The organism is Nocardiopsis sp. CNR-923, assembly GCF_001942255.1.
Classification (GTDB): Bacteria; Actinomycetota; Actinomycetes; order Streptosporangiales; family Streptosporangiaceae; genus Nocardiopsis.
The window spans coordinates 132054-152293 of record NZ_MKKC01000153.1 but is presented as its reverse complement, the minus strand read 5'-3'; the positions used below and the strand labels follow the sequence as shown (position 1 = coordinate 152293).

The following is a 20240-nucleotide window of genomic DNA, read 5'->3' as shown; positions in this document are numbered from 1 at the left end:
ACCCGGATTCTAGGATCGGGGTAAGACGCGGTGGACGTTCCTGGCTGCCAGTCAGGTGTTCGACCGCAAGCTCGGTCCTTCAGGGCCGAGAAGCTGACATACGTGCGGATGACCGCCGCCAGGTCGCCCGAGTCGTCGGGTGTTCCGCTCGTCGGCGCTGCGAGGAGGTCGCCCTCAGGCAGCCTGGGCCGGGGGACCTGCGGCCTGGGGAGCATGTAGGGGCGGACGAGCGCGCCGCCGGTCTCGTCGGGGTGGTCGGGCTCCGGGGGCGAGGGTGCCGGGATCAGGGGGATCGGCCTGGGTTCCCTGGGGGTGCCGGTCGTGTACGTGCTCAGCGAGTTCTACGGGCTGTCCCGAGAGGACAGGGACAAGATCGTTGAGCTGGCCAGGCAGAAGGAACTCGGCTGGTGGCATCAGCACAGGGACATTCCTGAGTGGTTCGAGTCCTACGTCGGCCTGGAGTCCGAGGCCCACACCGTGCTCAACTATCAGGATGGGACCATCCCAGGACTACGCCAGACTGCCGACTACGCTCGTGCCGTCTTCTCAGCCGACGTCGGCGCGACCTCTGATGACCAGATCGAATCCCATGTCACCGTCCGTATGCAGCGTCAGAAGAGACTGACAGAGGAGTCACCCCTTCAGTTGAACGCTGTGATCAACGAAAGCGCGCTCTACCGTGCTGTCGGCAGCGTGGACGTTATGCGGGAGCAACTGCCCACCTGTTGGAGCGCGCGGGACTTCCCGACGTCGACCTACGTATCCTCCCGTTCGAGGCCGGGGCACATGCCGCCAGCGAGGGCAGCTTCGTCATCATGCAGTTCCCCGACCTGCTGGCGAACGTGAGCTTTGAGGATGTCGTACTGGTCGAGTATCGAGCCGGTGCGCTCTACCTGGAGAAGGACCAGGACATCGACCTCTTCACCCAGATCTTCCAGCGGATTCACGGCCAAGCTTTGAACCGGGAAGAGTCCGTAAAGCGCATCCAGCTCTGCTCACTCTCCAAGGTTGACGGTGGAGTTCACACGGGCGAGATTCCGTTTGCTGCACGAGCCTCGTACAGCGCTCATGGCCTCGCCAAGGGTTTCCGAGAGAGCGGGAAATTACTCGCCATTCTGGGGGAGGCTCTGTGCCAGGTCATCGGTAGCACGGTTGATGATCGCCCGTGCTGACCGGCCGTAGCTGGCGACAGTGGCCAACTGCTCGAAGGCGTTCGCGTACAGCTCGATCTCCTGCGGTTGGCGGAGGTCGAGGGCGGCGGAGATGGTCTCGACGAGCACCCGTTCATCGTCGTACAGCCAGAAGCCGTGCCACGGAGCCGTGGCGTACCGAGTTCCGAAGCCGATGACGCCGAGTCGCACGTTCGGGAGCTGGGAGAACGAGACCAACCGGTCGAGTTGCCCGAGCATCACCTCCGGCTCGCACAGGAGGAAACGGAGGGCGGCCTCGGTCAGCACGAAGTGGAACCTCTTGTCCGACCGGTACAGGATCTCCTGCCGTTGGATCCGCTTCCGCACCGCCTCGTCGATGTCGTGGGGCAGTTTCATCCGGCGTGCTCCTTCGGCGAACCGGGCTCGCGCGTACCCCGGTCTGGAGCAGCCCCGGAATGACGGTGGCTTCGAAGGCTCGGAAGAGCCGGGTGCGCTGATCCCATTCGATCAGCTCTTCCTGCCGGCGCCGCAGGCCAGTGCGCAGAACACGGCGCCATTCCGCGTGTTGCACCTCCAGGGTGTGCAACGAGGCGAGGAGCGCTTCGGTCTCCGGTTCGCTGCCGGTAGCCCGGTTCCAGGATCGAATGTCGTCGTCACTGGGTGTCTGGCGGGCGTTCTCCAGTTTCGAGACCTTGGAAGCCGTCCACGACAGTGACTCAGCGAGCTGCTTGCCCGTCATGTTGGCCCGGAGTCGCAGCTCACGGAGTCGTTTGCCGAGCGCGCCACGTGCTTCGTGGACGTTCGACGCGTCGGAGTCCCTGTTCGTCGGCAAAATCGTCCCGTCTCACGGCGTGGTGCCAAGCGGCGTCGCGCCAGTAGTTGTGCTGAACGATCACGCTTGGATCCTCGATGACCTCACCTGCGAGGAAGACATCGGAAGCGTCGAAGTGCATGAGGACCAGCGTGCGTGAGTCGAACAGCCAGAAATCGTGCTTCGGCAGGCCCGTGACTTCCGCCGTGTCGCGGTCGAGGTAGCGGATGTCCTCTCCCGCGTCATTGGTGAAACCGGCGCACCAGACACCGAAGCGGCTGTAACCGGTGAGTGGTAACGTCACGACGCGCACACGGGCGAACCGGCGTCCCTTGACCCCCGCCTCGTGCAGCATGTCGAGCCAGCTCCGCATCCATGGCAGGTCATCGGGTTCGTCCGCGAGGAACCTGCGGAGTGACTCGTTCTCGTAGGGCGCGTCGTAGCGGTCACGCACCTCCAACCGGAACGCGGAGTGCTCGAAGGAGTGGAAGAGCTGCCGGATCTCGGGTTCGGGCGTGATGAGTCGGGTCAGTGGTCTTCCTCCTGTTCCTCCTGGTAGCGGCGTACGTAGAACTTCAGCACATCCTCGGGGATCTCGATGAGCGTCTCGTGATCGGGTACGGGGCCGATGTCCGCCAGGGCCTGGGGGTCGGTCACCTTCCAGCCCCGCGCGATGTGGGTCCTGCGGTCGGTCCGGTCGGTGGCGGACAGCGTGGGGGAGTTGTCTACCTGAGATTCGGGGTCTTTGCCAAGGAACCGAGCGCGCGCGGCGACTCCTTGCTAGAAATCTGGTGAAGCTTTCTCTCCAAAATGATTCCGTTGGAGTGAGGCGTCAAGGCCAAGCGGCGGATCGGGCGCGTGTACCCACCGCGGTCGCGGGGTAGACCGTTGACGGCGCCGCGCGCCCTCCCCTCACACCGAAGCACCGCGACGGAGGGGAAGCCCCATGCTCGAGAGAATCCCGGACGCGCCCGCCGGGGTCGACGCCCTCAAGGCCGTCGGCGACGTGACCAAGTACGACTACGAGACGGTCATCGAGCCGATCGTCGACGCCGCTCGCCGCGAGGGCCGCCGCGTCCGTATGCTCTGCGAGTTCGGTCCGGAGTTCGACTCCTTCACGCCCGGGGCCGCGTGGGAGGACCTCAAGGTCGGGCTCGGCTCCATGCGCCTGTTCGAGGGCTGCGCCGTCGTGACCGACACCGGCTGGATCCGCGAGGCGGCCAAACTCGGGCGCTTCCTCGTCCCCTGCCCCGTGCGCGTCTTCGACGTCGGGGACCGCGCCGACGCCCTCGGCTGGCTCGCCTCGCTGCCCCAGGGCCCCGGTGTCTCCCACCGCCTCGACCCCGAGTCCCAGACCATCGTGGTCGAGGTCGACGCGCCCCTGCGCTCCCAGGACTTCGACGCCCTCGCCCAGACCGCGGACGCCTGGCTGGAGACGCACGACCGGCTGACCGGTCTCGTGGTCCACGCGCGCGAGTTCCCCGGCTGGGAGAACGTCACCGGCCTCCTGCGGCACGTGCGGTTCGTCCGCGACCACCACCGCAGGATCCGCAGGGTCGCCCTCGCCGCCGACGGCAGGCTCGCCGACCTCATGCCCCATCTGGGCAGGCACTTCGTCCAGGCAGAGGTCCGCCACTTCGGCTACGACGACCTCGACGCCGCCGTCGCCTGGGTCGCGAGCGCCCCGGAAGCGGGCGGTCAGCGCTGAGGCCCCGTGGAGAGACCCGTGGTGTGCGCGGCCCGCCACGGCACGCTGAGGGTCGTGTCCACCCCCGGCGCGGTCCTCACGCGTGCGCGGACCCGGACCGGCGCACCAGCGCCCGGATTCCGGTGACCACGGCGACGCCCAGGCCGCCCGCGATCACGGCGATCCACAGCACCTCCGGCACCATGTCCACCGCGAACGCCGGCGTCAGGAGCACGAGGACCAACGCCGCCACGCCCTGCCCGCGGTCGCGCCGGGCCCGCGCGTCCCACGCCACCAGCGCGGCGGCCGACAGCAGCACCACCGCGACCGGTCCCGGCAGGCGCAGCGCCGGACCGACGCCGTTCTCCTGGAGGAACGGCATGAACGCGATGTAGTCGACCAGCCAGAACGCGCAGAACACGAACGCCGTCACCAGCGTCGCACCGATCCACGGCAGCCGCGCCGCACCGGAGTTCGCGGCCAACCCCTCGCGCATCGACCGCTCGGCCAGATCCACCCCGTTGAACGGCGAGTAGATCGGATACCGCCGCCGCCACACCAGCGACGGCACCGCCGCCACCTCCAGGCCCGCGTACCCGCTGAACGTGTTGACCAGGAGCGACCCGGCCGTGTAGAGCGCCAACGCGTCGTGCAGCGGCCCGGTGCCGAGCCCGAACGGGTAGATGAGGATCGGCGCCTGGAACAGCCCCGCCGGGATCCACGGACTCACCCGTCCCAGAACCCTCTCCCGCAACACCCCGAACACCGCGATGTACGCCCCGGCGATGAGCACCAGGTACACCGCCATCATGCCGAGGTAGGCCGCGGCGCCCTCGTCCCACGGCAGCCGGAAGTACAGCAGGATCAGCCCGCACACCCCGGAGACGAACCGGAACACCCGGCCGAACGGACCCATGTCCCGTCCGATCACCGGCGCCACGGCGGGTGAGGCGTCGGTGGGCGAGTTGGTGTTGACCACGATGGGCCCCTTTCCCTTCGGCGCGCGAGGTCCGCATCGACGCGCGAGCGGGCACGAGTGTCGCAACCCCCGCTGGTGCTCGGATCGACGATCCCTCGTGCTCCCCGCACCCGGCCCTAAACCCCCGTCTCCCGCCCCGACACGTCCCGGCCGGGCGTATCCGCGTCGGCACGTGTACGTCTCAAGGCGGAGGGGAAGTGTCAGCCACAGACGGACGGCCGTCCGGTGCCTCGGCGGGTAGTGTGCCGGCACACCCGTGTGAGAACCGATCCCTGGAGGAGCAGCGTGCTCAAGCTCATCGGGGCGGCGGCGCTCGGACTGATCGGCGGGGGTCTCGTGGGCTTCGCACTCTCGAACGTGCTCGGCATCGGCCTGCTCGTGGCGGGCGGCGGCACGCTGCCCTCCTGGGCTCCGCTGCTCAAATACCTCATCGCCATCTGCGCCGCCCTCGGCCTGGTGGCCGCCCCCATGCTCGTCGCCCGCGGCGGTCGGTAGCGTGGGCACGCGACCCCGGAGGGCGCGGAGGCTCTGGCGGGCACTGGTCGGCGCGGACCCGCGGGTCGAGCGAGACCGGAGCGACACGGCGACCGACGTCGCCATCGCCGTGGTCACGGCGGCCGCCCTCCTCATCGCGGAGGCGCTCGTCGAGTTCGACCGCGGCGGCCTGCCCGCGCCGCAGAGCATGGCGCTGCTGCTCGTCGGCGCCGCCTCCCTGACGATCCTCGGCCGCTGGCCGTTCGTCACCGCGGTCGTGGTCGGGCTGAGCCTGCCCCTGTACTACGTCACCGGATCGACCGACGCCTGGACCGCCTGGCTCCTGTTCTTCGTCGCGGTCATCCGTCTGGCCGCGCGGGGCCTGCGGGCCGCGCCCGCCGTCACGATCCTGGTGGCGCTCGGCGTGTTCCTGGTCGGCGAGTCGATGGCGTTCGAACCGTGGCGCGCCCTGACCATCCTCGCCTGGATGATCGTCGTCATCGCCGTCGCCGAGATCTTCCGCCACCGCGCCGCCTACCTGCGCCAGGTCGAGGAGCGCATGCTGGAGGCCGAGCACACCCGGGAGGAGGAGGCACGGCGCCGCGCCACCGAGGAGCGCCTGCACATCGCCCGCGAACTGCACGACGTCATCGCGCACAACATCTCCCTGATCAACGTGCAGGCGGCCTCCGCCGTGCACCGCCGCGACCCCGACGAGGCGTACGCGGCCCTGGAGGCGATCAAGACCGCCAGCAAGGACACCCTGCGGGAACTGCGGGCGACGCTGGGCGTCCTGCGCCAGGTCGACGAGGTCGAGAGCGGGTGCACGGAGGGCGGCGAGCCCGTCGCGCCCACGCGCGGGGTCGACCGGCTGCCCGAGCTGGTCCGCCGGACCCGGGAGACGGGTCTGGACGTCCGGCTCGTCGTGGACGGCGTCGAGGACGCGGACCGGGTCGACGGCGCGACCGTGGCGGCGGCCGTCGGACTGCCCGCCCCGGTCGGCCTGGCCACCTACCGGATCGCCCAGGAGGCGCTCACCAACATCCGCCGGCACTCGGGCGCCCGCCGGGCGGACGTGGCGATCGAGCGCGCCCCGGGGGAGGTCGCGGTGCGGATCGTCGACGACGGCCGCGCGACCGCCGCCGACCCCCAGCCCGAGGGCAACGGGCTCCGGGGGATGCGCGAGCGGGTGTCCGCCCTGGGCGGCCGTTTCGAGGCGGGCCCGCTGCCGACGGGAGGTTTCCAGGTCCGTGCCGTTTTCCCGGCGCGGTAGGCCGTGCGCGGGGGACGCCGCCCCGCGCACGCGACGGGTGCGCGGCCGCCGAGGCCCCGGCCCCGCCGCCGGACCGCCGACGTCGACTCCCGCCCACAGCGCGCGGTCGTCTGATAGAACTTTGCCGCCGACGGGCGACAGAAGGGGATCCTTGTGATCAATGTGGTGATCGCCGACGACCAGACCCTGGTGCGGGCGGGCTTTCGCTCGATCCTGGACGGTGAGGAGGACATCTCCGTCGTCGCGGAGGCGGCCGACGGCACGGAGGCTGTGGAACTCGCCGCCAGCGAGCGGCCCGACGTGGTGCTCATGGACATCCGCATGCCAGGGGTCGACGGGTTGGAGGCCACCCGGCGCATCGTCGCCGACCCCAGGCTCGGCGACGTCCGCGTCGTCATCCTCACCACCTTCGACCTCGACGAGTACGTCTACTCCGCGCTCCGCGCCGGGGCCAGCGGCTTCCTGGTCAAGGACACCGAGCCGATGGAGCTCATCCACGCCGTCCGGGTGGCCGCCCGCGGCGACTCCCTGCTCGCCCCGGCGGTGACGCGGCGGCTGATCGCCGAGTTCGTCGACCGGATCAAGGAGCCGCCCCCCGCGCCGCGGCTGAACAGCCTGACCGAGCGCGAACGCGAGGTCCTGGCGGGAGTGGCGGCGGGGCTCAGCAACGAGGAGCTCGCCGAACGGCTGGTCGTCTCCATCGCCACCGCGAAGACGCACGTCAGCCGAGTCCTCACCAAGCTCGCGCCCGCGACCGCGCCCAGCTCGTCGTCATCGCCTACGAGTCCGGGACCGTCCGCCCCGGCTGGCTCTCCTGACCGACGCCCGCACCTGCTGGGGGCGCACGCCACAGGGGGCGTTCCGTTCGGGCGGCGTCAGGGTGCTGGACGGGACCGCGCCGCAGGTGTGGGGTGAGGGTGCCCGGTCCGTCGTGGAGCGGCCCTCGGGCGGGGGCGGGCGACGGGCGGGTGGGACCGGCCCGGTCCCACCCGCCCCACCCGTGCCGGTGACCCCACTGGGATGGGAGGGGGACGCGCGGTCACCGGCGACGGGAGTAGGGGGCACGGACGCCACGAAGAACCCGCGTTCCTCCGTCGGGTGCCGCAGCATCCGGTAGAGCGCCACCTGGCCGATGACCATGAGCGGCAGCACCGGCAGGATCGACACACTGGTCAGCACGAGCGTCCCGGTCGGCGCGACCCCGAACGGCAGTGACAGCGCGGCGCCGGCCACCACCGGCACCGACCCGATCGCGAGCGCCGAGGTGTGCCGTGACAGGTGCGGTCCGGACAGCCCGGCGGTCGCCGCCAGCGCCACCACCGGCACGGCGGCCGTCCCGGCCAGCGCCAGCGGCCGGTCCACCTCCAGCCCGCCGAACGGCAGCACGGCCAGGACGGTCGCGACCACCGCCGCGACCAGGCCGATCCGGGCCAGCTGGCGCGTGAGCCGGGCCGCCTCGTCCGCGCTCGGCGCGGCGTCGGCGGAGGTCGGCGCCGCGGCGGTGTCAGCGCGCGCGGGCACCATGCGCTCGGCGCCGAAGGCGGCCCCGCGCAGCAGGAACAGGACGGTCACGACCAGAGCGCACGCGAGCGAGAACGGGCTGAGCGGCCGGCCGCCGGAGAGCAGGCCGCCCAGCGCCAGCCCCCACGTCACCGCCAGGACCCAGCTGCCCCCCGTCACCGCGGTGTCGCACACCGACCGCCACCAGGACGCGTCCACCCGCGCCCGCAGCCACAGCCCCGCGTCGCGGAACAGCCACCCGGCCAGCAGCGCGGTGAACACCGCCCACATCTGACCGCCGAACAGCACGTCCTTCAGCGCCGGGAACAGCCCGGCGATCACACCGATCGTGCCCACCAGCCACACCTCGGTGCCGAGGAAGTAGGGCGCCAGCGCTGACACCGACCGGCGCCGCTCCGTCGGCGTGCGGGCCAGGTAGGGCGTGAGCATGCCCAGACCGACATCGCACCCGGCGAGCACGAAGTAGCCCACGACCAGGCCGGTCAGGAAGAGTACGGGGACGGTTTCCATGCGGGCTCCCTTACAGGGTCGGGGTGGTCAAGCGGTCCCGGTCCTCGTCGGCCGCGCCCTCCTGGACGGCGGCCAGGGGGCTGGCCTCGGGACCGAGGCGGGCGAACCGGACCAGCAACCAGGCGGTCACCGTGCCGAGCACGGCGAAGGCCAGGGTGAACAGGGTGAACGACGTCGCTGCCATCAGCGGCGACATGTCGGTGACCGCGTCGGCGGTGGTCAGGTGGTGGCGCACGGTCCAGGGCTGGCGTTCGGTCTCGCGGAAGACCCATCCGCCGACGCTCGCCGCGTAGGGGAACACGGGCGTGACGGCGAGCATCCGCAGGTGCCAGCGCCACCGGTCGAGCCGCCGGGACAGCCACACCGTGGCCGACACCAGGGACAGCAAAAGCAGCAGCGCCCAGGACGTCATCATGAGCATGTCGCCGGACACGCTGAGGATGAGGGAGGTGCTCACGTCGGAGCCCTCCTCGAACCCCCGGAAGCCCCGCTCGATCTCCGCGATCTCCTCGGCGGTGTACGTCGTCCCGCTGGTCGGCGGCTCCTGGCCGTACATCGTGAGCTGCGAGAATCCGGTGGCGATGGTCGGGATCAGCCCGACCATGACGAGCACCAGCCGTGCCGCAGGCTCCGGCGGAACATCCCCTCGGTGTCGCGCCCCTGGCGGACGTGGAAGGCGCTGGTCGCGGCGATCACCGCGCCGCCCACCAGGAGCGCCGAGACCGCCACGTGGGCGAAGGCCATCAGGCCCGACGGGTTGACCAGCAGGGCGACGGGGTCGTCGAGGACCGCCGTCCCGTCCTGGATCGAGAAGCCCGAGGGCCACTTGAGGAAGCCGTTGGAGACCAGTACCCAGTACGCCGACGCGTAGGCGGTGAGGGTGACGACGAGGAAGCACGCACAGTGCGCCCAGCGCGACATCCGGTCCCATCCGAAGATCCACAGCCCCAGGAAGGTCGACTCGACGAAGAACGCCGCCATGGTCTCGATGGCCAGTGGCGCGCCGAACGTGTACCCGAACATGGTGGTCAGGCCCTGCCAGTTGAGCGCGAGCTGCAACTCCATGACCAGCCCGGACAGGATGCCCATCGCGTAGTTGACCACGTACAGCCCGCCCCAGAACCGCACTGCGCGCAACCGGGCCTCGTCGCGGCGCCGCACCGCGCTGAGCTGGGTGAACAGGATGTAGGGGGCGAGTCCGAGGGTGAAGGCGACGAACATGTAGTGCGTCGCCGCGGTGAGCGCGAACTGGAGTCGCGCCAGGAGCAGGGGATCGTCGAGCATCGTGGATGGCCTTTCGGGGCGCGTTCGTCACATCATGCTCGCCCGTCCCGGGGCGCCGGGGCATCGCTCCTGAGGCTGCACCCGGTCTACAGCTCTGGACGGGGCAGGGTGTGGCGCGCCTACGTCCTCGGATGTAGGCGGCCTCATCCCGGGAACGCGTACGAACGTAGGCGGCGGTGCCGGCAGGGCCGATCCCTCGGGCGGCACAGGACCTGGCCGGTCCCTCCGATCCGTCCAGCCCGACCGGCCCCACCGGCCCCACCGGCCCGCCCCGTTCGGGCGATCCCGACGGCCCCCGCTCCCCGTTCACCGGACCCGCCCCGGGCTCACCGCACGCCTCCCCGTTCGCCCCGCAGGATCGCCGCCAGGGTCTCCAGAGCGCGGTCGATGTCGTCGTGCGAGACGAAGTAGTGCGGCGACGCGCGCACGACCGCCTCCAGTCCGCGCCGCTCCATGTCGAACCGGGTGGACGCGCGCGGGCTCACCGTGACGGCCGCCCCCGCGTCCCACAGCGCCGCCGCCACCCGCCTCGGCTCCGCCCCGGCACAGGTGAACGTGACGATCCCGTTGTGCTCGGCGCCGATGTCGGTCACCTCCACGCCCGCGATCCCGGCGAGCCCGCGGCGCAGCCGTCCAGCGCGGTCGGCGACGGCGGCGGCGATCGCCTCCACCCCTAGGTCCAGCGCGTAGCGGGCGGCGGCGATCAGGCCCAGGCGCTCGGCCACGCCGTACTCCCACAGCTGGTGGACGCGGGCGTCCTCACGCAGCCGGTAGGTCGTGGCGCTGTCCCACTCCGCGCCGGAGTGGTCGACGAGCAGCGGTCGCAGGCGTTCGACGGCGGAGCGGCGGACGGCGAGGAAACCGGTGCCGCGCGGGCCCCGCAGCCACTTGCGCCCCGTCCCGGAGAGCATGTCGACGCCGAGGTCGTCCATCCGCACGGGCAGCTGGCCGACGGACTGGCAGGCGTCCAACAGCACCAGCGCGTCCACCTCGTGCGCGGCCTTGACCGTTTCGCGGACGGGGTTGGTCAGTCCGGAGTTGGTGGGGACGTGGACGAGGGAGAGCAGCTTCACGCGCTCGTCGAGCATCCCGCGCAGCGCCTCCACGGACATCGCGCCCGCGGAGTCGGACGGGACGACCTCCACGCTCGCCCCGGCGCGCTCGGCCAGGCGCAGGAGCGCGACGGCGTTCGCGCCGTACTCGGCCTCGGTGACCAGGACGCGGTCCCCGGCGCCCAGCGGCACCGACCCGGCCAGGGTCAGCCACGACCGGGTGGCGCTGTCGGTGAAGGCCACCTCGTCGGGCGCGCAGCCGAGGAGGTCGGCGAACACGGTGTGACCGGCCTCGACGTCCTCCGCCCGTTCGGCGTAGGCGCGGTACCCGCCGATCCGCGCCTCGCGCCGCAGGTGGGCGATCACCTCGTCGAGCACGGGCGCGGGCGGGAGCGATGAGCCCGCGCTGTCGAGGAAGATCCGTTCCCGGCAGCCGGGCGTGTCGGCGCGGGCGGCCTCGATGTCGATCATGCGTGTCCCTTCCGTGGGCGTCGGTCGCGGCCTCCGGACCAGGGCGCCGCAACCGACGCGAGGATTGTCCATCGGTCCGGTGGTAGCGCGCTGGCCGGATGCTGTAGTCGATGCGATGCGGTGTGCGCGGGCGTCGGTCGAGTTCAGGGCGGTGCCTTCTGGTCGGCGGCCGTCGGACGGGCGGTCCCGGGGAGGCGTGTTCGATGGGCGGACTAGCGGTTTGCAAGCGGTCGGATCGATACTGCCGGAGACCTCACGCCATCCGGGAAGCCACCTGGTCGAGCAACACGTGAATGGCCGACCGGTGAAGTGGCCGGGGGTGGCCAGTGAAAAGTCCGCCAGCCGGGGTTGCGGGTGGTCGCCTGTTGGTTGGAACGTGGATTCTACCGGGGAGTGAATTGTTGTGTCGGCCCCTCCACAGGGGTGGCTGAACCGCAAGATAACTTCCTGGGAAGAGGATTGATCGTTCGCTGACCGTGCATGATCTCCGACCATTGTGGAAAGTTGGCGTGTCTCGATTGACCAGGTTCAGAGAACCAACCCGACTAGAAAACTCCACGAAAGACACCGGGCGGATCCCCGGGGGAGTCCAGTGCCTGGAGCGTCCTGAGGGTGTCGATTTCCGCCTTCTGGGGCCGCTCGAGGTCCGTATCGGCACCTCTGACGTCACACCGAGCGCCCCCAAGCTCCGCCAGGTGTTGGCGCTGTTGCTGCTGAGGAGCAACACGCTGGTCCAGACTGCGGAATTGATCAACGAACTCTGGCGCGGGTCGCCCCCTCCGAGCGCGGTGCCCACGCTGCAAACCTACGTGTACAAGCTGCGCAAGATCCTGCGCTCGGTCGGAGAGGGCGTCGATATCCAGACGCGCCCCTCCGGATACATGGTTTCCGCTCCCGATGCCGAGGTCGATGTAGCACAGTTCGAAGAATGCGTCAACGACGGAAAGGCCCTATTCAACGCGGGCGGTCTCGAAGAGTCCGTCGACCGCCTGACCCGCGGGTTGTCGGTTTGGCGCGGACCCGCGTTGGCCGACGTCGAAAAGGGGGAACTCCTCGCGTCGCAGGTCGCGCGTCTGGAGGAACTCCGACTGCGGGCGCTCGAACTGCGCATCGAGGTCGAACTCCGGCTCGGCCACCACGAGGGGCTCATCGGCGAACTGCGCTCGCTCACCTCCGCGCACCCGCTGCACGAGGGGCTGCACGCCAAGCTCATGGTCGCCCTCAACAAGGCCGGCCGGCGCTACGAGGCGCTCGACGTCTACCGCGCCCTGCGCGAGACGCTCGTCCTCGAACTCGGGCTGGAGCCGTCCCTGGAGGTGCGGGCGATACAGCAGGACCTGCTGTCCGCCGACCCCGGACCCGATGACCGCACTCCGCGTGCTCCGCGCCAGCGGTACCACTCCCTCGCCCACACCCCGGCGCAGATCCCGCCGGACGTCCCGCACTTTCGCGGATACCGCCGCGAGATGCGGATGCTGGAGGAGCAGTTCTCCGGAGAGGGAGCGGAGACGGGCGTACGGGTCGCCTCGATCACGGGGATGCCCGGCGTGGGCAAGACCGCCCTCGCCATCCGCGCCGCACACCGGCTGCGCTGGCGGTTCGAGGACGGGCAGCTGTTCGCCAAGCTCGGCGGCGACCGGCCCGCGCTTGTGGACCCCCTGCACATACTGGAGGGCTTCCTCGGCGCGCTCGGCGTCCCCGCCGACACCGTTCCCGACGACCTGGAGGAGGCGGGCAAGCTCTTCCGGACCTGTACCGCCGACAGCAGGATCCTCGTCGTGCTGGACAACGCGGCCTCCGCCGAACAGGTCGAACACCTCTTCCCCGGCAACGCGGAGTGCGGTGTGATCGTGACCAGCCGGCCCCACATCCTCCACGAGGCCGAGGTGATCTCCCTGGGCGGGCTGGGCGGTGAGGACGCCATCGACGCGCTCAGGAGCATCGTGCGCACCCAACGCGTCGACCGCGAACCGCGCGAGGCGGCCGCGATCGTGCGGGCGTGCGGGGGGCTGCCCCTGGCGGTACGGGTGGTCGGCGCGCGCCTGGCGGCCGTTCCGGGGCTCCCGCTGGCCAGCATCGCGCGGGAGCTCGACGACGCCGACCGCCGTCTGGACTACCTCCGCTTCCAGGGGCTGGACCTGCGGTCACGCTACGACAGCAGCTACATGCAGCTGCACGTTCGCGAGGCGAGCCTGTTCCGGCTGCTGAGCATCCTCCCGGACAACGTGTTCACCGCCGCGCAGGTCGCCCGCTTCCTCAGCACCCCTGTCGAGGAGGTGGAACCGTTGCTCGCCACACTCGTCGAGAAGCGCTTCCTCCAGGTCTGGGAGCAGGGCGGACAGCGGGACGTGCAGTTCTACTTCCACGAGCTCATCAAGCTCTACGCCCGGGAGCGGCTCAGGAGCGACAGCGACAGCGACGGAGCCGCTCCCCGCCTCCAGCCGACGGCCCCGTCGCGCCCTGACCGTCCGCGCCGCGGGCCTCCGAGCGGTCGGACCTGCCTTCCCACAGCGCCACGTCCCCGCGTTCCCCCATCCCCGCGACCCCGACAGCCCCTGACGCCGGCCCGGGTCTTCCGTCCGCCCCGCCCCGTCGACTCCCCACGTTCCGTCCCCCACGACGGACGTCACCGCGCCGCCTGCCCGTGTCCGCACGGCGGACACCCGCGTCGCCGCCGCGATGGCTGACGCCCGCGCTTCCCACGGGCGTCAGCCGGACCGCGACCGCGAGCCGAGGATCAGTCCGCCGGCGCAGAACACCAGCGCGAGGATGATCGGCAGTCCGCGGACTCCGACGGGCCGGTCGAAGGCCAGGACCGAGATGATCCCGACGATCTGGTCGACGACCAGCCCCACCAGGAATCCGGCGACCAGCCCGACGACGCCCATGAGGACTACGCGCATCGGTGTCTCCCTCCCTTTCGTGTGTTTCCTTCTCCGGTTCGATCCACGTTCGATGTGCGCCGAAGGTAACCGCGCGACCAGCCGCCCTCCAACGTGCGCGCGACGGAAACCCGTGGCCAACCCGCGCTGTACGCGTTCCGTGTCGGATACCTCGCGCGATGTACGGTCGTGGGCGCTTCCTCCCCCAGAGCACCTTCAGTCGCGTTCGATTCGGCTTCGATGCGCCGCTGCGAGCCTTGGTCGGGCAGACGGGAAGGTGCGGAATCCGCCGTACCGGACCGTGAGGCCGATCCCAAGGAATGAGGTGCCGCGATGTCCGGCGTTGTTGGCGTGGTCGACTTCGAACGGGATCTGGAACGCCACCGGCCACTGCTCATCGCGTTGACCGCGACCATGGCCAATCGCGGCCCGGACGGGGAGGGGTTCTGGCTCTCCCCCCGGGCCGTTCTCGGTCACCGCGCCCTCGGGGGCGGGGCGGGGGCCGCGGACCAGCCGTTCGCGATCGACGTCGGCGGCGCCACGGTCGTCGCGTGCGTCACCGGGGCCCCCACGGGTCTCGGCGAGGTGGCGCGCCAGCTCCGCGCGGGCCGCTGCGGCGTCACACCCGGAGCCTCCACGGCCGAACTCGTCGCCCGCGCCTACCTGATGTGGGGCGAGGACGTCGTGCGCCGCCTGGGCGGCGCGTTCGCCCTCGCGATCTGGGATGGCCGCAGCGAGGAACTGGTCCTGGCCCGCGACCGGATGGGCGGCCAGACGCTGTACCACGCGCCCACCCGCACCGGCCTGGTCTTCGCCTCCGAGCGCAAGGCCCTGCTCGCCCACCCCGAGGTCGACCCGGTCGTGGACATGGAGGGGCTGCGGGAGGTCATCGCGCACGCCCTTCCGCCCGGTCCCCTCTTCAGCGGGTTCGGCCAGGTCGACTCGGCCGAGGTGGTCCGCTACGGGAGGTCCGGCTGGCGCCGCCACCGCTACTGGGAGCTGGAGTCGCGCACGCACACCGACGACGTGGACGCCACCGTCGCCCGGGTCCGCGAACTCCTGGAGGAGAACGTCCGGCTGTCCGTCCCGGAGGACACCGACGGGCTGGTCGCCACGCTCTCGGGCGGCATCGACTCCTCCTCCGTCACCGCCCTGGTCGCCGCCGAACTGCGCCGCAGGGGCGCCGCCGACCTGCGCACGTTCACCGTGGGCTTCACCGACGGCGAGTTCCAGCGCGACGCCGTCCGCGACACCCAGGACGCGCCCTTCGCCCGCGCCGTCGCCGAACACGTCGGCTCCCGGCACCGGCTGGTCGAGCTGGACGCCCGCCGGATCCTCGACCCCGACGTGCGCCTGGGCCTGATGCGGGCCAAGGACTGCCCCACCCGCATCTACGACATGGACGCCTCCCAGTACCTCTTCCTCCAGCACGTGGCGGCCGCGGGCGGTCGGATCGCCTTCACCGGCGGCATGGGCGACCAGCTCTTCCACGGCGCCCGCTGGTCGACCGACCCCCAGCTCGTGGACTCCGGGACCTTCCCCTGGATCGCGCTGGCGCAGCGGCACGGCGCGGAGAACGGGTTCGGCACCCGGCTGCTCAACCACGACACCCTGCGCAAGCTCGACCTGCCCTCCTACTACCGGGACGCCTACGCCGAGAGCGTCGCCGAGGTGGAGTTCCTCCCCGAGGACGACGAGCCGCAGCGCCGCATCCGGCAGCTCTCCCACCTGCTGCTCACCCGCTTCCGCACGGACGCGGGGCTGTACAACTCCGTCGGCCTCCAGATGCGGGCGCCGATCAACAGCGTCGAACTGGTGGAGTACGCCTACAACATCCCCGCCGAGATGCAGCGGCACGGCGGGATCGAGAAGGGCCTCCTGCGCGCCGCCGTCGCGGACACGCTCCCGGAGAAGGTGGTCCGTCGCCCGCAGAGCGCCACCCCGGTGAGCAGGAACCCCGCCTACGCGCGCAGGCTCCAGGAGGAGTTCACCGCGATCCTCGCCGACCCGGCCTCCCCGGTCCTTCCGCTCATCGACATCCAGGCCGCGGCCCGCCTCGCCGAGTCGCCCGACGAACTCGTCCGGAACCGCCTGAGCAGGGCTGACATCGACCTCGTCCTGCAACTCAACCTGTGGCTCGACCACTACCGGGTCCGACTGGCCCTCTGACGGCCCCGACCCGCCTCCGCCTCGTCCGCAGAACCGAACACATCGGCGATCCACGCCCCTGGGGGCTGAACATGGTTTACGACAACGTACTGGAAGCGGTGGGGCACACCCCGATCGTGCGGCTGTGCCGGATGAGCGCGGGCAACGGCTCGGAGATCCTCGTCAAGCTGGAGGGGTTCAACCCCGCGGGCAGCATCAAGGACCGGACCGCCCTCGGCATGATCACCCGCGCCGAACTCGACGGCCGCCTCAAACCCGACGGCACGATCATCGAGTCCACCTCCGGCAACATGGGCAAGGCCCTGGCCATGATCGGCGCGGCCAAGGGCTACCGGGTGGTCCTGGTGACCGACCCCAAGGCGCCGCGTTCGATGGTCGACTTCGTCTGCGCGCTGGGCGCCGAGCTGGAAATCATCCGCACCCCCGACGAGAACGGCGGCTACCAGCGGCCCCGCCGCGAACGCGTCCGGCAGCTCATGGACGAGATCCCGGACTCCTTCTGGCCCGACCAGTACAACAACCCCGACAACTCCGCCACGCACGCCGAGCGGACCGCCCGCGAGCTGATGGACGAGGTTCCCGACTTCGACGCGCTCGTCGCGGCCGTGGGCACCGGCGGCCACATCAGCGGTGTGTCCACCGCCCTGAAGGAGGAGCGCCCGCACGTGGTGACCCTCGGCGTGGACGCCGCGGGGTCCGCCGCCTTCGGCTACCCGGTGGGGTGCTGGGCGATGCGCGGCCTGGGGATCGCGTGGCCGCCCGGCAACCTCAGGCCCGAGGTCGTCGACCGGGTGCACCTGGTCGAGGACCACGAGGGCATCGCCACCAGCCGGATGCTCGCGCGGACCGAGGGGCTGCTGGTCGGGGAGTCCGCCGGCGCGGCCGTCTTCGGCGCCCTGCACTTCGCCCACCACCACCCCGGCAGCCGGATCGTGGTCGTGGCCCCCGACGGCGGCGTCAACTACCTCGGCGAGTCCTTCGACGACGCCTGGCTGGAGGCGCGCGGCATCGCGGCGCCCCTGGCCGAGGCCGGACTGGACACCCTGGAGGGCCTGCTGGCCGCCGCGCGCACCCCGCACCACCCCGCCACGCCCCGGCCCGTGGGAGGGGCGCGGCCGTGACGGCACCCGAGGAGAGGAGGGGCCACGTGCCGCCCCACACCGCACCGCTCGCCCACACCGGACGGCTGGCCCGACGGATGGACGAGCAGGACGTCGACGTCCTGGTGGCGACCACGCTGGAGAACGTCCACTACCTGACCGGCGTCGCCAGCGTCACCCTGGAGATCTTCCCGCACACCGGCGCGTGCTTCGCCGTCGTCACCCGTGACCGGCTCGCCCGCCCCCACCTGATCACCTCCCGCTGCGACCTCGACCAGGCGCTGGACGCCGCCGTCGACCTGGACGGCGCCACCGGATACGGCCGCTTCCACCGGGAACGCGCGGACGCCGACGGGCTCGACGACCGCCAGCGGCGGCTGCGGGAGCTGTGGGGCGACGGCGCCGCGCCGTCCACCCCCGCCGACGCCTCGTGGCGGTGCTGCGTCGGGCCGGTCTGGACACGGCCCGCGTCATGGTCGACGAGGACGCCGCACCGGCCGACCTGCTGCCCGCCCTGCGGGAGGCCCTGCCCGGAGCCGACGTCCGACCGGGAGGGGCCGCGCTGCTGCGCTGGGTGCGCAAGGTCAAGACCGAGGAGGAGCTGCGCCGGCTGCGCGCCGTCGCCGCCGTCGCCGAGAGGGGGATCCGGGCGGTCTCCGACATCGCCCGCCCCGGCGTCACCGAGCGCGCGCTGGTCCGCGAGTTCGAGCGGACGGTGGCCGGGGAGGGCGGTCGGCCGAGGTTCACGCACGTCAAGGTCGGCGCCAACGCCGTCCTGGGCCAGACCCGGCCGACCGACACGCCGCTGCGCGCCGGGGACGCGGTGTGGTTCGACGTCGGATGCGTGTACGAGGGCTACTGGGCCGACATCGCGCGGGTCGTGAGCGTCGGAGAGCCCTCCGCGAAGCTGCGCCACCACTACGCGGCGATGCTCGCGGGCGAGGAGCGCGCGATCGCGGAGGCCGCGCCCGGCATGACCGGCAAGGAGCTGTTCGACATCACCGTGGAGGCGGTCCGCGAGGCCGGTGTCGGGCACTACCGGCGCAACCACGTGGGGCACGGCATCGGCGTGGAGGTCTACGACCGCGTGCTCATCGCCCCCGACAACGACGACGAGATCGAGGAGGGGACGGTCGTGAACATCGAGACGCCCTACTACGAGTTCGGGTTCGGCGCCGTCCAGGTGGAGGACCCGTTCGTGGTCCGTGCCGTCGGGAACGAGCTGCTCACCACGCTCGACCGCGACCTGGTCGTGGTCGGATGAGCGCGGCGACGAACGGCGTGGCGGCCAGGACGGTCACCGGACCCCCCGAGGCGGGCGACCCCGCCGAGCTCACGGCGGCCCGGGCGCGCGCCCTGTTCCGGGGCGGGCTCGACACCGCCACGATCGGGTGGTCCGGCCGCCACGCGCAGGCCAACCTCATCGCGGTGCCCCGGTCGGCCGCCTACGACCTGCTGCTGTTCGCCCAGCGCAACCAGCAGGCCTGCCCGCTGCTGGACGTGACCGACGTCGCAGCCCCGCCACCGTGCTGGCCGAGGGCGCCGACCTGCGCACCGACCTGCCCGCCTACCTCGTGTGGCGGGACGGGGAGGTGGTCGACCGGGTCACCGACGCCACCCCGTTCTGGCGGGAGGACATGGTCGGCTTCCTCATCGGGTGCAGCCTCACCTTCGAGCTCGCCCTCATGGAGGCGGGGGTGCCGATCCGGCACATCGAGGAGGGCGTCACCGACCCGATGTACGTCACCAACCGGGCCACCCGCCCGGCGGGCGCGCTGTCCGGACCGCTCGTCGTGTCGATGCGGCCGATCCCCGCGCACCTGGTCACCACGACGGTGCGGATCACCGACCGCTTCCCCGATGTGCACGGCGCCCCCGTGCACATCGGCGACCCGGAGGCGCTGGGCGTCGCGGACCTGGGACGTCCCGACTTCGGCGACCCGGTGACCGTCGGCGACGACGTCCCCGCCTTCTGGGCGTGCGGCGTCACCACCCAGGCGGCGGTGGCCGCCTCGCGGCTGGAGTACGCGATCACGCACGTGCCGGGGCGGATGTTCGTCACCGACGTCCCGCACTCCACCTACATGCGCTGAGCGGCGCGGACCGACGGAAGGAGTTGGCGATGCACGTGATCGGAGTGGGGTTCGGGCGGACCGGCACCCTGTCGCTCAAGGTCGCGTTGGAGGAACTCGGGCTCGGGCCCTGCTACCACATGCGGGAGGCGATCGCCTCGCCCGACCACAAGCGGCTCTGGCTGGAGGCCGCACAGGGCGGCCCCGTCGACTGGGACCGGCTCCTGGGCGGCTACCGGTCCACCGTGGACTGGCCCGGGTGCTACTTCTGGCGCGAGCTGGTCGAGGCCTACCCCGAGGCCAGGGTGGTGCTCACCGTGCGCGACCCCGAACGCTGGTACAGCAGCACCCGGGAGACCATCTACCGGCTCTCCACCTGGGTGGCCCGGGTGGCCGCCCCCTTCTTCCCGACCGCGCGCGGCATGGCGGCGATGACCGACGCGATCATCTGGAACGGCACCTTCGGCGGGCGGTTCACCGACCGGGAGCACGCCATCGGTGTCTTCGAGCGCCACATCAGGGAGGTCCGCGCGCACGTGCCCGCCGACCGCCTGCTCGTCTACGACGTCCGCGAGGGCTGGGAACCGCTGTGCCGGTTCCTCGGGGTCGAGGCGCCCCGGGACCGGCCGTTCCCGCACGTCAACGACCGCGACCACCAGAAGTCCAAGATCCGCCGGGCCAGAGTCCTGGTGGGCTCGCTCGGCGCGTCCCTCGCCCTGGCCACACTCGCCGGGATGGCGCTGCGCCGACGGCGGCGCTGAGCCGCCGCCCCCCGAACCGCACAACCCCCGCATCGGATGGGAG

Annotated in this window: 15 protein-coding genes and 5 pseudogenes; 11 read left to right on the top strand and 9 right to left on the bottom strand. The window is 71.5% G+C overall.

The window, feature by feature from the left end; genetic code table 11:
* Nucleotides 1–312 precede the first annotated feature (312 nt).
* Nucleotides 313–1172: pseudogene (locus BJF83_RS30200) on the top strand (DUF5753 domain-containing protein).
* On the opposite strand, the gene BJF83_RS30195 reads toward BJF83_RS30200, so the two are convergent.
* The 4 genes and pseudogenes from BJF83_RS30195 to BJF83_RS25785 all read right to left on the bottom strand — a co-directional run bounded on the left by BJF83_RS30195 (nucleotide 1104) and on the right by BJF83_RS25785 (nucleotide 2619).
* The gene (locus BJF83_RS30195) at nucleotides 1104–1547 is read right to left on the bottom strand and encodes a DUF5753 domain-containing protein (protein ID WP_262391895.1); all 444 of its coding nucleotides are present in this window, start codon (nucleotides 1545–1547) and stop codon (nucleotides 1104–1106) included. The pseudogene BJF83_RS30200 and the gene BJF83_RS30195 sit on opposite strands and share 69 nt — an antisense overlap.
* Nucleotides 1548–1818: 271 nt before the next feature.
* Nucleotides 1819–1890, bottom strand: a pseudogene (locus BJF83_RS31460) (hypothetical protein); the annotation flags it as partial.
* A 19-nt stretch (nucleotides 1891–1909) separates the two neighbouring features.
* The gene (locus BJF83_RS25790) at nucleotides 1910–2464 is read right to left on the bottom strand and encodes a DUF6879 family protein (RefSeq protein ID WP_394329391.1); all 555 of its coding nucleotides are present in this window, start codon (nucleotides 2462–2464) and stop codon (nucleotides 1910–1912) included.
* 26 nt (nucleotides 2465–2490) lie between these two features.
* The gene (locus BJF83_RS25785) at nucleotides 2491–2619 is read right to left on the bottom strand and encodes a hypothetical protein (RefSeq protein ID WP_262391893.1); all 129 of its coding nucleotides are present in this window, start codon (nucleotides 2617–2619) and stop codon (nucleotides 2491–2493) included.
* Nucleotides 2620–2908: 289 nt separating this feature from the next.
* On the opposite strand from BJF83_RS25785, the gene BJF83_RS25780 reads away from it, so the two are divergent.
* Nucleotides 2909–3670 (top strand): STAS/SEC14 domain-containing protein, encoded by a 762-nt coding sequence (locus BJF83_RS25780; RefSeq protein ID WP_075928349.1) that lies wholly within the window; start codon nucleotides 2909–2911, stop codon nucleotides 3668–3670.
* A gap of 76 nt (nucleotides 3671–3746) precedes the next feature.
* Here the strand turns inward: BJF83_RS25780 and BJF83_RS25775 are convergent, their stop codons facing one another.
* Nucleotides 3747–4628, bottom strand: coding sequence for a DUF6410 domain-containing protein (locus BJF83_RS25775; RefSeq protein WP_075928348.1), 882 nt, complete (start codon nucleotides 4626–4628; stop codon nucleotides 3747–3749).
* Between the two features lie 285 nt (nucleotides 4629–4913).
* Between BJF83_RS25775 and BJF83_RS25770 the strand changes: the two genes are divergently transcribed.
* The 3 genes and pseudogenes from BJF83_RS25770 (at nucleotide 4914) to BJF83_RS25760 (ending at nucleotide 7193) form a co-directional block, all read left to right on the top strand.
* On the top strand, nucleotides 4914–5123 hold the full coding sequence (locus tag BJF83_RS25770) for a DUF5957 family protein (RefSeq protein ID WP_075928347.1): 210 nt from the start codon (nucleotides 4914–4916) through the stop codon (nucleotides 5121–5123).
* A 1-nt stretch (nucleotide 5124) separates the two neighbouring features.
* On the top strand, nucleotides 5125–6375 hold the full coding sequence (locus tag BJF83_RS25765; RefSeq protein WP_075928346.1) for a sensor histidine kinase: 1251 nt from the start codon (nucleotides 5125–5127) through the stop codon (nucleotides 6373–6375).
* A 153-nt stretch (nucleotides 6376–6528) separates the two neighbouring features.
* Nucleotides 6529–7193, top strand: a pseudogene (locus BJF83_RS25760) (response regulator).
* On the opposite strand, the gene BJF83_RS25755 reads toward BJF83_RS25760, so the two are convergent.
* The 3 genes and pseudogenes from BJF83_RS25755 to BJF83_RS25745 all read right to left on the bottom strand — a co-directional run bounded on the left by BJF83_RS25755 (nucleotide 7147) and on the right by BJF83_RS25745 (nucleotide 11213).
* The gene (locus BJF83_RS25755; protein ID WP_083678711.1) at nucleotides 7147–8406 is read right to left on the bottom strand and encodes a cytochrome d ubiquinol oxidase subunit II; all 1260 of its coding nucleotides are present in this window, start codon (nucleotides 8404–8406) and stop codon (nucleotides 7147–7149) included. The pseudogene BJF83_RS25760 and the gene BJF83_RS25755 sit on opposite strands and share 47 nt — an antisense overlap.
* Before the next feature lie 10 nt (nucleotides 8407–8416).
* Nucleotides 8417–9690, bottom strand: a pseudogene (locus BJF83_RS25750) (cytochrome ubiquinol oxidase subunit I).
* A 326-nt stretch (nucleotides 9691–10016) separates the two neighbouring features.
* Nucleotides 10017–11213, bottom strand: a complete 1197-nt coding sequence (locus BJF83_RS25745) for an aminotransferase class V-fold PLP-dependent enzyme (protein WP_075928345.1) — start codon at nucleotides 11211–11213, stop codon at nucleotides 10017–10019.
* 476 nt (nucleotides 11214–11689) lie between these two features.
* On the opposite strand from BJF83_RS25745, the gene BJF83_RS25740 reads away from it, so the two are divergent.
* A complete protein-coding gene (locus BJF83_RS25740; RefSeq protein ID WP_083678710.1) occupies nucleotides 11690–13900 on the top strand; it encodes a BTAD domain-containing putative transcriptional regulator in 2211 nt (736 codons plus the stop codon).
* Nucleotides 13901–13921: 21 nt separating this feature from the next.
* On the opposite strand, the gene BJF83_RS25735 is transcribed toward BJF83_RS25740, so the two are convergent.
* Nucleotides 13922–14116, bottom strand: coding sequence for a DUF5957 family protein (locus tag BJF83_RS25735; RefSeq protein ID WP_075928343.1), 195 nt, complete (start codon nucleotides 14114–14116; stop codon nucleotides 13922–13924).
* A 312-nt stretch (nucleotides 14117–14428) separates the two neighbouring features.
* Here BJF83_RS25735 and BJF83_RS25730 point away from each other — a divergent pair, with 312 nt between their 5' ends.
* From BJF83_RS25730 to BJF83_RS25710, 5 genes and pseudogenes are all read left to right on the top strand, one after another.
* Entirely contained in the window at nucleotides 14429–16264 is a 1836-nt protein-coding gene (locus tag BJF83_RS25730) for an asparagine synthetase B (RefSeq protein WP_075928342.1), read from the top strand.
* Nucleotides 16265–16335: 71 nt separating this feature from the next.
* Nucleotides 16336–17385, top strand: a complete 1050-nt coding sequence (locus BJF83_RS25725; protein WP_075928341.1) for a PLP-dependent cysteine synthase family protein — start codon at nucleotides 16336–16338, stop codon at nucleotides 17383–17385.
* 409 nt (nucleotides 17386–17794) lie between these two features.
* The gene (locus tag BJF83_RS25720; RefSeq protein WP_262391891.1) at nucleotides 17795–18628 is read left to right on the top strand and encodes a Xaa-Pro peptidase family protein; all 834 of its coding nucleotides are present in this window, start codon (nucleotides 17795–17797) and stop codon (nucleotides 18626–18628) included.
* A pseudogene (locus tag BJF83_RS25715) lies at nucleotides 18625–19457 on the top strand (putative hydro-lyase). The gene BJF83_RS25720 and the pseudogene BJF83_RS25715 overlap by 4 nt, the downstream one beginning before the upstream one ends.
* 29 nt (nucleotides 19458–19486) lie before the next feature.
* Entirely contained in the window at nucleotides 19487–20197 is a 711-nt protein-coding gene (locus BJF83_RS25710; protein WP_075928340.1) for a sulfotransferase family protein, read from the top strand.
* Nucleotides 20198–20240: the final 43 nt, after the last annotated feature.